Source organism: Nonomuraea insulae, from assembly GCF_042656245.1.
The window spans coordinates 93,016-105,872 of record NZ_JBHSPA010000037.1 but is presented as its reverse complement, the minus strand read 5'-3'; the positions used below and the strand labels follow the sequence as shown (position 1 = coordinate 105,872).

At 66.7% G+C, this 12,857-nt stretch carries 13 protein-coding genes and 3 pseudogenes; 5 read left to right on the top strand and 11 right to left on the bottom strand.

Going from position 1 to position 12,857, the window contains the following annotated elements; genetic code table 11:
- Positions 1–29 precede the first annotated feature (29 nt).
- The 6 genes and pseudogenes from ACFPZ3_RS31760 to ACFPZ3_RS31735 form a co-directional block, all read right to left on the bottom strand.
- On the bottom strand, positions 30–1,100 hold the full coding sequence (locus ACFPZ3_RS31760; protein ID WP_379517966.1) for an integrase core domain-containing protein: 1,071 nt from the start codon (positions 1,098–1,100) through the stop codon (positions 30–32).
- Positions 1,101–1,202: 102 nt separating this feature from the next.
- Positions 1,203–1,853, bottom strand: a complete 651-nt coding sequence (locus ACFPZ3_RS31755; RefSeq protein WP_379517965.1) for an integrase core domain-containing protein — start codon at positions 1,851–1,853, stop codon at positions 1,203–1,205.
- Positions 1,854–1,900: 47 nt separating this feature from the next.
- Positions 1,901–2,023: pseudogene (locus tag ACFPZ3_RS31750) on the bottom strand (hypothetical protein); the annotation flags it as partial.
- Positions 2,024–2,035: 12 nt separating this feature from the next.
- Entirely contained in the window at positions 2,036–2,290 is a 255-nt protein-coding gene (locus ACFPZ3_RS31745) for a hypothetical protein (RefSeq protein WP_379517964.1), read from the bottom strand.
- A 73-nt stretch (positions 2,291–2,363) separates the two neighbouring features.
- Positions 2,364–3,185 (bottom strand): annotated as a pseudogene (locus ACFPZ3_RS31740) (transposase); the annotation flags it as partial.
- Between the two features lie 367 nt (positions 3,186–3,552).
- Positions 3,553–4,724, bottom strand: a pseudogene (locus tag ACFPZ3_RS31735) (IS110 family RNA-guided transposase).
- Between the two features lie 509 nt (positions 4,725–5,233).
- Here ACFPZ3_RS31735 and ACFPZ3_RS31730 point away from each other — a divergent pair.
- The 5 genes from ACFPZ3_RS31730 to ACFPZ3_RS31710 all read left to right on the top strand — a co-directional run bounded on the left by ACFPZ3_RS31730 (position 5,234) and on the right by ACFPZ3_RS31710 (position 8,744).
- Positions 5,234–5,755: a WD40 repeat domain-containing protein gene (locus ACFPZ3_RS31730; protein ID WP_379517963.1), complete on the top strand. Its 522-nt coding sequence runs from the start codon at positions 5,234–5,236 to the stop codon at positions 5,753–5,755.
- Positions 5,756–5,971: 216 nt separating this feature from the next.
- Complete coding sequence (locus ACFPZ3_RS31725; RefSeq protein WP_379517962.1) at positions 5,972–6,127, top strand: hypothetical protein; 156 nt, start codon at positions 5,972–5,974, stop codon at positions 6,125–6,127.
- Entirely contained in the window at positions 6,115–6,636 is a 522-nt protein-coding gene (locus ACFPZ3_RS31720) for a DUF4158 domain-containing protein (protein ID WP_379517961.1), read from the top strand. The genes ACFPZ3_RS31725 and ACFPZ3_RS31720 overlap by 13 nt, the downstream gene beginning before the upstream one ends.
- A 414-nt stretch (positions 6,637–7,050) precedes the next feature.
- Positions 7,051–7,182, top strand: a complete 132-nt coding sequence (locus tag ACFPZ3_RS31715; RefSeq protein ID WP_379517960.1) for a hypothetical protein — start codon at positions 7,051–7,053, stop codon at positions 7,180–7,182.
- A 116-nt stretch (positions 7,183–7,298) separates the two neighbouring features.
- Positions 7,299–8,744 carry a hypothetical protein gene (locus tag ACFPZ3_RS31710; RefSeq protein WP_379517959.1) on the top strand — a complete coding sequence of 482 codons (1,446 nt, stop codon included), beginning with the start codon at positions 7,299–7,301 and terminating at the stop codon, positions 8,742–8,744.
- A gap of 142 nt (positions 8,745–8,886) precedes the next feature.
- Here ACFPZ3_RS31710 and ACFPZ3_RS31705 read toward each other — a convergent pair whose 3' ends face one another.
- The 5 genes from ACFPZ3_RS31705 to ACFPZ3_RS31685 all read right to left on the bottom strand — a co-directional run bounded on the left by ACFPZ3_RS31705 (position 8,887) and on the right by ACFPZ3_RS31685 (position 12,807).
- Positions 8,887–9,036: a hypothetical protein gene (locus ACFPZ3_RS31705; protein ID WP_379517958.1), complete on the bottom strand. Its 150-nt coding sequence runs from the start codon at positions 9,034–9,036 to the stop codon at positions 8,887–8,889.
- Between the two features lie 38 nt (positions 9,037–9,074).
- On the bottom strand, positions 9,075–10,400 hold the full coding sequence (locus ACFPZ3_RS31700; RefSeq protein WP_379517957.1) for an IS701 family transposase: 1,326 nt from the start codon (positions 10,398–10,400) through the stop codon (positions 9,075–9,077).
- A 205-nt stretch (positions 10,401–10,605) separates the two neighbouring features.
- A complete protein-coding gene (locus tag ACFPZ3_RS31695; protein WP_379517956.1) occupies positions 10,606–11,307 on the bottom strand; it encodes an integrase core domain-containing protein in 702 nt (233 codons plus the stop codon).
- A 383-nt stretch (positions 11,308–11,690) separates the two neighbouring features.
- Positions 11,691–11,852 carry a hypothetical protein gene (locus ACFPZ3_RS31690; RefSeq protein ID WP_379517955.1) on the bottom strand — a complete coding sequence of 54 codons (162 nt, stop codon included), beginning with the start codon at positions 11,850–11,852 and terminating at the stop codon, positions 11,691–11,693.
- Positions 11,853–11,907: 55 nt separating this feature from the next.
- Positions 11,908–12,807, bottom strand: coding sequence for a zinc-binding dehydrogenase (locus ACFPZ3_RS31685; RefSeq protein WP_379517954.1), 900 nt, complete (start codon positions 12,805–12,807; stop codon positions 11,908–11,910).
- Positions 12,808–12,857 lie beyond the last annotated feature (50 nt).

Genomic DNA, 12,857 nt, shown 5'->3' with positions numbered 1-12,857 from the left:
TCTTGATAGTGTGCCGCTCGAATATTGAGCTACGTGGTCTGAGCTCCCATTAGGCGGCATGGTGGTATTCGTTGATCGTTCCTGTGGCGACGGGTTTTCGGCGGACGGGTCGTAGGTCGTCGAGGGCGGTCATGTGCCGGGCGGGCTGCGCGGCGATGTCCGTTGTAGTGGATCAGATACTGGTGCAGCACGAGGGCCAGGTGGCGTTCGTTGAGGATCAGGGTCCGGTCCAGGAGTTCACGGCGCACAGTGCCGATGACGCGTTCGCAGATGGCGTTCATCCTCGGGGTCCGCGGCAGTGTCGTGATGATCCGCAGCCCTTCACCTTCGAAGACCTCCCGGAAGGCGGAGGTGAAGAGCGGGTCCCGATCGTGGATCACGAACCGCAGCCGGGCGATGCGGTCACCCAATTCCATCACCAGGTTGCGAGCCTGCTGCACCGTCCATGCCCCGCTCGGGTGCGCGGTCACACCGGCCAGGTGCAGTCGCCGGGTGCCGTGCTCGATGAAGACCAGCACGTACAGCCGCTTGAGAAGCACAGTTTCGACTACGAGGAAGTCACACGCGATGAACGCGTGGGCTTGAGCGGTCAGGAACTGCCGCCAGGTCGGCCCGGCCCGGCGGGGCGCCGGAGCGATACCCGCGGCGTGCAGGATCTCCCATACCGTGGAGGCCGCGATGTTGTAGCCGAGGCGCGCCAACTCGCCTTGGATTCTCCGGTGCCCCCAGGTTGGGTTTTCCTGGGCCATCCGCACAATCAGCGTCTTGACGGGCTGGCGGGTGCCGGGCCGTCCCGGGCGTCGCCTGTCGGTGAAGGTCCACTTACGCGCTACCAGGTTGCGGTGCCAGCGCAAGATCGTTGCTGGGGTGACGTGGACGACTTCCGCCCACCGATGGCGGGGGATCAGTCGCGCCAACGCCGCAAGCCAGAGTCGGTCGGCATGATCCCACCGTGGCCGGCCACCGAGTTGACGGCGGAGTACCTGGTTCTCGTGCCGGAGCGCCAGCAGCTCAGCGTCTTTATGCAGATCAGCGCGAACCAGCACTGTCAGTAGGCCGGACAAGGTCCTCATCAACCGGTAGACCAGCGATAGGAACACCTTGCGATGGTCGCAGCCGCCGCCCTGATCGCGCAGGAAAACCCCAGCTCACAGCACGAAACCGTGCCGCTCGAATATTGAGTTACGTGGCTTGAGCTGCGGTTATGCGGCGTGATGGTATTCGTTGATCACGCCGGTGACGACGGGTTTTCGGCGGATGGATCGCAAGTCGTTGAGGTCGGTCATGTCGCGGGAGGGTTGCGTTGCGATGTCCGGGGGCCGTTGTTGTCTGGACTGGTGCGGCCGGTGCTCGTTGTAGTGGATCAGATACTCCTGGAGCACGCGGGCCAGGTGGCGTTCATCAAGGATCAGGATCCGGTCCAGGAGTTCGCGGCGCAGGGTACCGATGACCCGTTCGCAGATCGCGTTCATCCTTGGCGTTCGCGGCAGCGTGGTGACCAGCCGCAGCCCTTCAGCTTCGAAGACCTCCCGAAAGGCGGAGGTGAAGAGCGGGTCTCGGTCGTGGATCAAGAACCGCAGCCTGGCAATGCGGTCACCCAGATCTATGGCCAGGTTGCGGGCCTGCTGCGCCGTCCATGCTCCGGCCGGGTGCGCGCTCACTCCGGCCAGGTGCAGTTTCCGGGTGCCGTGCTCGATGAAGACAAGCACATACAACCGTTTGAGCAGCACGGTTTCGACCACCAGGAAATCGCACGCGATGATCGCGTGGGCTGCGCGGTCAGAAACTGCCGCCAGGTCGGGCCGGCCCGGCGGGGCGCGGGATCGATACCGGCGGCGTGGAGGATCTCCCACACCGTGGAGGCTGCGATCGCGTAGCCCAGGCGCGCCAACTCGCCTTGGATTCTCCGGTGGCCCCAGGTCGGGTTCTCCCGGGCCATCCGAACGATCAGTGCCTTGACCGGCCGGCGGGTGCAGGGCCGGCCGGGGCGCCGCCTGTCGGTGAAAGTCCATTTACGTGCCACGAAATCACGATGCTAGCGCAAGATTGTCGCCGGAGTGACCGGGAACACCTCCGCCCACCGGCGGCGGTGGATCAGTCGCGACAACGCTGCAAGCCAGAGCCGGTCGACGCGACCCCACCGCGGCTGACCGCCGAGCTGACGGCGGAGCACCTGGTTCTCATGACGGAGCACCAGCAGCTCAACATCCTTGGACAGATCAGAGCGGACCAGCACGGTCAGCAGGCCGAACAGGCCCCTCACCAACCGGTAGACAAACGATAAGAGCACCTTGCGATGGTCGCAGCGACCGCCTTGATCACGCAGCAAAACCCCAGCTCACAGCACGAAACCGTATTTCCGAGCGGGACACCCGGTGCATGCGGTGGTTGACCTGCTCGGCCCAGCGGGCGCAGGCGTCTTCCAGTTCGGCGAAGCTGCCGTAGCTGGAGCGCAGGTTGGTGGTGGTGGGCACCAGATCGGCTTTGGCGATCTTCACGGTGTTCTCCACGCCGCCCTTGGACTCGGGGTCGAACGGCTCGCAGGTGTGCACCACGCATCCGTAGTGGCGGCCGAGCTCGACCATCTGCGGGTGCCGGACCGGGATCTTGGCGATGTGCTCGACCGTCACGGTGCGCGGGTTGTCGGTCAGCAGGTAGGTGGGCGCCGCGCCGATGATGCGCAAGGTCGCGTCCAGGCAGGCGGTCAGCGAGCCCAGTGTCTGATCCCAGGACGGCAGCACCACCCGGAACTTCGACCAGGCCAGCCAGGCGCAGAACAGCTGCGTCCGGCGTCCGGCGATGCGCGGGCCCTCGCCCCAGTCCCACTGCAGCCACATGCCCGGCTCGGGGATCCACGGCCGGTAGACGCGCCGTCGTCCCGCCCGCCACGACTCCTTGATCGCCGCAACGGCCCGCCGGGTGGTCCGCTCCGAGCCGCGAAAGCCCATCGCCACCAGGTCTTTGTGCACCACATCGGCCCGGACCCTGCCACCTGAGCGCTCGACCTTCTCCTCAATCTTGACCAGGAACGGGTCAATCGACCTGGGCCGCAACGCTCGCTCCGCCGGGACGCCGCCCGCTTCACGCAACGCGATGTAGCGCTGCACCGTCTTGGGATCGCACCCCGCCAGCTGCGCTGCGGACCAGGCACATCCGGTCAGATCGTAGGCGCGGAAGATCTCCATCAGCTCCGCATCGGACTTGGTCACAAGCCCCCTCCCGGTCGAAACGGCTGGTTACCTCGACCACCACTCAAACCGGGCAGAGCGTCACCGCGCACCGAGACACACGAACAAGATCAAGAGATTACGTGGCCATCGACCAGGATTGGATGCCCAGGTGGACGGACACGTCATTCCTGGTAAATGGCCATGTGACTCCTGCTGGGCGGCCACGAGATTTCCAGGTAGACGGACAACTCCATGGGGCTGAGATGCGGAGCCACGGCCAGGCATGGCTAACGGCGGCGAGGCCCTCAGGCTCCACCAGGCGGCGCTGAGCTGGGTGCGCGATGCCGTGAGGCCCGACGAAGACATCCCAGGAGCTATGATGTCAAGCGGCAGGTTCTTGGGCCTGGTGCGGCCAGGCGGTCACCTCGTTGTAGAGAGTGCCGTTCTTGAGGCAGCCGTGCAGGATGCCGACCAATCGGTTGGCGACCTGGCGCAGGGCAGCGTTGTAGTCGACGTCACGAGCGCGTTGCTTGTCGTAGTACGCGCGAGCCCCGGGCGAGGCGTTGATGGCGTTGGATGCCTGAGCCATGAGGGCGTCGATGAGCCGGTCATTGTGGATGAACCGCGCTGCGACGACCTTCTTCTTCCCCGAGGCCCGGGTGATCGGGCTGGTGCCGGCGTAGTTCTTTCGGGCCTTGGCGAGACGTAGCGCTCAGGGTCATCTCCGAATTCGGCAAGCACCCGGGTACCGAGAATCGGTCCCAGCCCTGGCTGAGAGACGATGATCTCAACGACCGGGTGCCAGCCAAAATGTGCCTCCACCTCCTTGTGCAGGAAGGCGACCTGCTCATTCAGCGTGACCAGGACGGCGATCAACGCCCGCACCGAGGCAGCGTAGGCCGCGGTGACCGGTGCGGGCCGGCCCAGATGATCGCTACGGAGCGCGTCCTGGAAACGCAGGGCACGCTCGGTCAGATCGCCGCGGCGGCGGGCGCGCTTGAGCGCGGCGGTGATCTGGCTGGTGGTCAGCTTGGCAGCGGAGTCGGGATCGGGTGCCCTGGCCAGCAGATCCAGAGCCTCGGGCGCGTCCAGGTCTGCGAAGGCGACCAGCGCGGCGGGAAAATAGTCCCGCAGGGCGTGGCGCAGCCGCTGGAGCTGGCGGGTACGTTCCCAGATCAGTGTCTTGTGCGCATCGGTTCTGACCATGTCGGCCAGCATGTGCGCATCGGCCGCGTCGCTCTTGGCGCCCGAGACCGCCAGACGTTCGCGGTAGCGGGCCGCCTGCAGCGGATTGACCGCATACACCGTGTATCCGGCCGCCACCAGCGCGGCTACCCACGGGCCCCGGTCGGTCTCGATGCCCACGATCACCTCGGCGTCCTCGGCATCATCACCGAGGTGCTGACTGATCAGGGCGTGCAGCCGAGCCATGCCCGTCACGCCTTCCGGAAGTCGCGCTTTGGCCAGTCTGCGGCCCGAGGCATCCATCAGCTCCACATCGTGGTGAGCCTCGGCCCAGTCATCGCCGACGAACAGTCGCACCGTCTCTCCCATCTCCGTCATCGCTGGTCAGCAACCTGCGGGAGAACTATCAGCGACCTAATGAAACGGTGCTCATCCCCAAGGCGGGGAGGCACGACATCCCAGCAGCGATCAACTCTCCCGAGCCACCTGCGGGGGCACGATCTTCGTCAAGGACTCAAAGTCCAGGAGGGCCGAGTGCTCACCCACCGGCGGTCGCTATCCACCATGGAGTCTGCCGGATGGCCTGCTCCTAGAACTCATTAGGAGGGTCTTGCGGCTCCGATCGCCCCAGCCCGTAGGGAGGTTGCCGAAGTCGGCGATCGTGACGGCCTCAGCTCGGAGCCTTCCGAAGATCACTATGTGCATGGGTAGATGGCCGTCAGACTGGACGCGTAGTGTCCGCCCACCTGGAGGTCGAGTGGCCATGGATCTGGATCGCCGTGGCCACCTACCTGGAGGAACTCATGTCCGTTCACACGCGGTCTCCTCCAGACCGCCCAGCGGCCGCAGGTCTGGGCGTTGAGTTGAGGAGAGGCACGGTGCGCGTGTGGGACGGTGGCGACGGCAAGAAGATTCACATGCTGCGCGCCCACGCCGGCCCGGTGTATGCCCTCGCCTTCAACCCCGGTAGCTCCCGCCTGGCCAGCGGCGGCTACGACAGCCTCATCCGGCTCTGGGACACCGGCACCGGCAAGGAGGTCACCACGCTGCAAGGCCACACCGGCACCATGTACGGGCTCGCCTTCAGCCCCGACAACTCTCGCCTGGCCAGCGCCGGCGAGGACATCGGTGTTCGCCTCTGGGACCACGCCACCGGCAAGCAGGTCACCACGCTGCACGGCCACACCGCCGCCGTCTACGCGGTCGCCTTCAGCGCGGACGGCCACCGCCTGGTCACCGGCGGCGCGGACAACACGACACGGGCGTGGGAGGTCTCCGCCCCAGCGGATCCGTTCGCCGGCGTGTGCACGTTGATCACCAGACCCATGGACGAGGGAACGTGGGCACGGTACCTGCCGGACGACCCGTACGAGCGCGTATGCCCCCCATCACCCGCATGACCGCGACCACCACGAGGCACTCGGTGGGGGCAGACCAAGGACGGGAGAAAGGGACAGTGGGCTGCTGAACTGCTAGTCAGAGGGGGCGTTCCACAGATGTTGTGACCCTCCGCTTGTGTTTGATTGCGGTTCGGTGAACAAGCCATCCGTTAGAGTTGATCACCGCTACGGTTTCGGCGTCTGAACGCCGGGATCGAGGCGAGGGACGTCCTTGGGATGACGTGGATCGAGCGGACCGCCTATCCGCAGTTCAAGCGGCTGACGTCGGCGCGGGTGCTGCACGTGTTCTTCACACCCTCGCCGGAAAAGGTGGACTGGGCTGAAAACGGACCGGCAGCCCGGAGTCGTGCTTCGCGCTGGTGCTGGCGTTGAAGTGCTTCCAGAAGATGGCGCGCTTTCCGTCCCCGGACGAGATTCCCGAGGCGCTGATTGACCACGTTCGGCGCTGCCTGGAGTTGGCCGAGGATGTCTGGCCGGACCATGGCTCCTCCGGCAGCGCGAAGGCGCATCGCAAGCTGGTGCGCCAGCGTCAGGGCGTGAAGCAAGACGCGGGCCCGGCCCGGGCGATCGCCGCGGTGGCGATCCGGAAGGCGGCCCAGGCCAAGAACAACCCGGCGGATCTGATCAACGTGGCGATCGAGGAGTCGCTCCGGCTCCGGCTGGAGCTGCTCGGGTACACGAGCCATGAACGAGCTCAACGAGCGTCTCAACCCTGCGCTGGAGACCACCTGCTACCTACTGGATCGGCTGAGCGTCGTCACCGGTCGGCCACGCGAGGACCTGATGCAGGAGATGGCCTTACCCGTCAAGTCTGCGTGTTGAAGCTCTTGTCGCTGTCTCGCCAGCGTCTGTTCGGGAGCCGTCCGGCCATGCCGCGATAGCTCATGCCGTCGTTCCGATTGCGGAGCTTGCGCAACTCGCACGCGAACCCGCGCCGCCGGCCCGGCCCCGGGTCCGACGGCCTCCTCAGGACGCCCAGATTTCCTCCGCGCGTGCGCCACCGATTGTCTGGACTGATGAAAGGGGGCTGCCAGACAACTGGCCGGTCCCCAAGACTGAGGACCCGCCGGCATCGCGGCGACGCAGCGATGCCGACGCGGCCGCCGACCGGGGCAGGGCTGTGACCCGCGTGTTCCGGCTCAGGCTGTAACAGGGTGACGGGCGTCGCCGCCGTGTTGTGCACTGGGATCTCGCAGCCGTGCAGCGGCGCACGCATCTCCTGCCGGTTGCCCCAAGGGACGCGACCTGACGGCCGCGGCGGGATATCACGCATCGGAAAGACGAGAGGTGACGGCATGACCAGAATGACGCTCAGACGGGCCGCGATCGGGCTGCTGACCGCAACCGGATTCGCCGTCGCCGCCTGCCCGGCCGCGGCCGGCGACGAGTTCTGGCCCAGGGGCGACGGGGTGGCGCCGATGGGCTGATCAAGTTTTGTTCAGGCGGCGAATCGGATTTCCGGGATAATCGTCGGCCCTCCGAAGCCGTGCGTTGTCGGCCGCCTTGCAGGCCGACCTTGATTCCGAGCAGAACGGGGACAGGGATGTTCGTCACGGGCCATGGGCGGGCCGGAGCGGTGATCGCAGGCCACGTTCTGGTCATGGGGTTGCTCGCCGGGTGCGGCGCCGGCCAGAGCGCGCCGCCCGCTCCGCCCACCGAGACCGACTACGTGGTCCTGAAACGCGCGGAACTCCTGATCATTCGCGACTGCATGCAAAAGCACGGCTTCCGGTACTGGGTGCCGAAGATGTGGGAGCCTTCGCGGGGGTTCGGCTTCGTTCTCGACGATCCGGACTGGGCGCGTGAGCACGGGTACGGCGGCCTCGACCAGCACAAGGCCATGCAAGCCAAGCGAGACGACCCCAACATCGCCTACCGCGCCAGCCTGCCCGCGTCCCGCCGGACCCAGTACGCCCTGGTTATGAGCGGCGGTGACGACGTCAAAGTTCTCACCGCGCACCTGCCCGACGGAGGGACGATCAACAACGCCCTCGGCGGGTGCGAGCTGTCGAGCAGCGAAGAGCTCTATGGCAACCACGAGCGGTGGTTCCGCCTGGACAGACTCGCCTCCAACATCGCGCCGCTGTACATGCGGGAGATTGCCAAGGACGCGCGTTTCGTCGCGGCCCTGTCCTCATGGTCACGGTGCATGCGCGGGAAGGGTCACGCCTACGCCACGCCACCGGAGATCCGGGCCGCCCTTCCCGGTCTCACCGGCGGACTGGCTCCCGCCCAAGCCCACACCGTCGAGGTGAAGCTGGCCGTGGCAGAGGCTACCTGCGCGCGTGCTACCTCGCTGCCCTCGACCTTGCGTGCGCTGAGAGCCGAATACCAGCCCAAAGTGGAGGGCCCCTACGCGGCCAGCCTCCGGACCCACGCCCGGCTGCTGCGCGAGGCACTCGATCGCGCGAAAGAGATCAACCACGCCACCCCCTGGCTTCCGCGGCACAAGGTCGCGGAACGCCCCTCAATGAGAGCCACCAAGGAGAGATCCATGCGCAAGATCCATTTCGCGGCCGCAGCCGTGAGCCTGGCGGTAGCCGCCGTCCCCATGTCCAGCCCCTCCTGGGCAGACAGCGCCGCCCTGGCGTCGCACTGCCGCACGCAGAAAGATCTCTACAACGAAGACGGCACCGTGACCGCCTACTCCGGCACCTCCTGCCATTACCCGCTCGGCTACGACGGCGGCAATGACGCCAACTGGGCCGACCAATCAGGCGAGTTCACCGGCAGTGCCGGTAACAACGCCATGTCCATCCTCAACACCGGCAAGCCTGGCGGATATGACGTCGTGGCCGTATACGACTACGAAAACCAGTGGGCCGGTGGCGGCTACCGGTGCCTGGGCGTGGGCGATTGGGTATCCGACCTGAGCCAGTCCAGGTTCGTCGACCCGAACGGCAACATCAAGGGACCCATGGCTCGTCAGATCTCCTCGCACCAATGGGTTCCCCGCAGCGCCTGCACAACTGCCAGCATGATCGGCTAACGCGCGAGCAATAGTCGGCGCCATCACCGGATGATCTGGGGGAACGACTACCTTGTTCAATCATGCGGTGATGGTTGCGCGAGCGCGTCGGTCACATGCCGGGCGGCGGTGGCCAGTTCGGGTCGCGTCAGGTCCCCCCGTCCTAGATGAATCGGGCGAGCGGGTCGCCGAGCGCCCACATGGCGTTCAACCGGGTGACGGTGCGCTCCGGCAGGGGAGCGGCCGGCGGGCTGTCGACGTCGGCCTGCCGCTGACTGAAGCGGCGCCGGACGGTGTCGGGGTGCGTCTTCAATGTCTGGCCGATCCCTCGTGTTTCGCAGTTGTGGGTGATCATGTTTCGGCGGCGGCCCAGGCTGCGAGGACGGCCTGGGTTTCTTCGGGTGTGGCCTGGTAGGGGGCTTGGGGCCGAAAACGTTCGGCGATAATGACCCGGCGGAGCTTGATCACCATGTCCTCGAAGGACGGTTCGGTCTTGGTGGTGCACCAGCGCGAGCGTGCCCGGCGCTCGGCGGTGTCGGCGGGGCTGTGACCGCTGGTGGCGTACCACAGGATGGTCACACTCAAGCAGATCATGCCGAAGGGGACGGTGCGTTCGACCGCGAGCCGGGTGCGGTTGCGGGCCTGGCCGACGCCCAGGCTCTGACGGGCATCGAAGAAGGCGACCTCGATGCACCAGCGCGCGGCATAGCGGGCGATGAGATCTTCGGCCGAGGAGAGCAGGTCTGTGGTGATCAGAGGAAGGCCGTAGCCGCGGTCGTCGCCATCACGAGTGCGGGGTTGAGTGTCGCGGACCAGGATGACGCGGATGCTCTGGCTGCGGAACGGCCCGTACCACAGGCATACCGTCTCGGTCAGATGCACGATGTCGGTGCGCCCGTAACGGCGAACCCGGGTGGTGCGCCAGCTGCCGGCCGCGGCCAGGTCGGCCGGGGTTCCCAGGCGGGCGCCTTTGGTGCGCGGCCGTCCGGACCTGCCGGTTCTGGGTGGTGGCAGGGCGTGCAGGACCGAGGTAACCTTCAGCCGGCTGGTCCAGGTGATCGCATCATCCAGGCCGCGTAGGTGTTCTCCGGCGTAGGCGGCATCGCCGACGGCGTGCACCATCCGGGTGGGGTGGCGGGTGGCGATCGCCTCGACCATCTCCTGGGCGAACGCGATCTTGCCGGTGTGTCCGGGGCGCCACAACCGAGCCAGGACCGGCAGGCACAGCGGCCGGGACAGGAACGGCAGCTGCACGATGATCCCGGCGATGACCCAGCAGTTGCCGAACCCGATCGGTTTGGGACCTTTAGCGGCGCCGTCGTGATGCCAGGCGACGCCGAACACCTTCTTGCCCGACCGTTTGAACAGGGTGTCATCGACCACCACGATGATCGCCGAGCCCGGCGCCAGCAGCCGGGCCACGACCAGATCACCCAGCACCAGCCCGAGGGCGTCAGTGCACCAGCGAGCGGTGGAGAAGAAGCGGTGCGCGCGGCAGTGATGCCAGGCTCGTTCCAGGCCGGCGCCCAGCAGCATCCCGCACACCGTGCGGCGCCGCGTCTGCGCGATCAACCCCACCACAAGAGCGGCGAACGAGCGATGACCCGGCGCGGTGAAACAGGACCGGAACACCGCCAGCAGCGCGGCGAGCGAGGGTAACGTGCCATCTGGGAGCATCGGCGGATTCACCTTCTAGCAGGGTGTTACAGACACCGCCGATGCTCCTCCGGCATCTCCACGTCCGCCCCGCAGACCAGCCAAAGCACGCGGAAACATCCCCCTCGCCACATGCAAGACGATCAAGGAAAAGTGCGAAACACGAGGGACCTTGTGCGGTGCCAAAACGTGGATACGGTTACTGAGCTGGACGTTCGTAGGGCGATCAGGCCGCTCGGCGGTACTCGCTGATCAGTCCCGTGACGGTCCTTCGGCGGTGGATCCGGGCGGTCATGTCGATCGCCTGGCTGGGGTCGTGCAACGGCGGGCGAAGGTAACGGCTCTGATGCGGGCGATGATGGTTGAAATGGTGTTCGTACTCGGCCAGGACCTCACGCAGGTGCCGCTCACTGTAGATGAGCAGGTGGTCGAGGCATTCACGGCGTAGCGTTCCCACGAACCGTTCCGCGAACGCGTTTGCCCGTGGCGACCGAACGGGCGTCTTGATGACCCGCACACCGCTGGTGGTGAACACCTCATCGAACGAACGGGAGAACTTGCCGTCACGGTCCCGGATGAGAAACCTGAAGGCGCTGGCACGTTCCCCCAGGTCCATCAGCAGATTCCGGGCTTGCTGGGTGGTCCATGCGCCGGTCGGGTTGGAGGTGATGCCCCGCATGTGCACGCGCCGTGTCTCGATTTCCATGACGAACAAGACGTACAGGCGCTTGAGGAACACGGTGTCGACGTGCATGAAGTCGCACGCCAAGATGCCGGAGGCTTGCGAGGTGAGGAACTGTCGCCAGGTCGGTGAGGTCTGGCGTGGCGCTGGGCCCAGACCGGCCGCGGCCAGGATCCGGCGGATGGTGCCGTCCCCAATCCGATGGCCGAGCCCGAGCAGTTCACCCCGGATCCGCCGATGCCCCATCGGGGATCCTCCCTGGCCAACCGGACCACCAGAGCACGCAGTTCATCCGGGATCGGTGGACGTCCGGCTGTGTTTGGGTAAGTCCAGTGTTGGCTGACCAGCCGGCGGTGCCAGGACAACAAGGTGCCCGGCGTCACGATCCGATGGAGGCGAAGCCGCGTGGGGAGCAGTCGCGCCAGTGCGGCCAGCAACGCCCGGTCGGCCCAGTCCGGTCGCGGCCGGGCGACCTGACGACGCAGGACGGCGACCTCATGACGCAGCACCAAGATCTCCACCTCCTTGGAGGCGTCGCCCCGCGCGAGAAGCGTCAACCAGCCGAACAACCGGACCATCAGTAGATACAGCAGGCGTAGGAACACGAGTGCCGAGGATAGAAGACCAGGTCAGATGCCATGGACGAGTTTTGGCACCGCACACGTGATTTCGGGATCGCTCTTTGTCGTGGTTGGAGCGGAAGAGAAAGGGCCATTGTCCCGGAACTCTGGGGCGATGGCGGCGACGGCTTCGTTGGTGGTGTGGTCGTCGGTGCCCGACAGGATTGACATCAAGGACTTTCTGCACGTCAGCGAGGGCTGAGCAGGCCCAGCATGGCTCGGTGCGTCACAAATCGAGCACTGCTTTTCCAGCGATGCGGCGGGCGAGCAGGGCATCGGCCGCCTCCATCGCCTTGTCCCACGGCCCGCGCCAGCCGACCTGAGCATCCAACTCGCCGGCCGTCAGCAGCCCGACGAGGTGAGCAAGGTCGCCGCCGAACGGCGTAGTCACGTTGAAGTTCTCGATTCGGCCCCGTGCCGATCGGGTGCCCGCCAGCTCGAAGTCGATGACCGTGGCCTCGCGGGCCGCCCGTCCGATGGCCATGACCACGCCGTCGTCCTCCAGTCGATAGAACGCCTGCGCAAGCTGCCGCCCGCCCACGTTGTCCAGCACACCGTACACGCGGCCCTCCAGATTCTCCGGGCCGATGACGATCTCCGCGGCGCCCAGCTCGCTCAGGCCCTCCGCTCGGGTGGGGCTGCCGGCGGAGGCGACGACCTGCGCCCCCGCACGGACGGCGATCTGTACGGCGTAGCGGCCGACGCCGCCGGACGCCCCGGTGACCAGGACACGGCGGCCCGCCACCGGGCCGAGCCGACGGATCGCCTGCAGCGCCGTGACTCCGGCGACCGGCAGCGCGCTGGCCTGCCCCAGGTCGACGGCCTCGGGTACGACGGCCAGCTCGGCGGTGTCCACAGCGCGCAGTTCCGCCCAAGCCCCCGACCAGCCGAACGTGACCACGCGAGTGCCGGCGGCAGGACCCGAGCCGTCGGCGGCGGCCTGGACGATCACTCCGGCGGCGTCCCATCCCGGGACGTAGCCGGGCCGGACGTTCGCGCTTGCGTAGGCGATCTCACCGAAGTTGAGCGAGAAGGCCACCACCTGGACCAGTGCCTGGGAGGGCGTGGGCACCGGGTCAGGCACGACGTCGAAGGACAGGTCCGGGGTGAAGGTCAGGGCGCGCATCGTTACTCCTGCATCCGTGGGTGACGGGTATGACCCTGACGGAGCCCGCG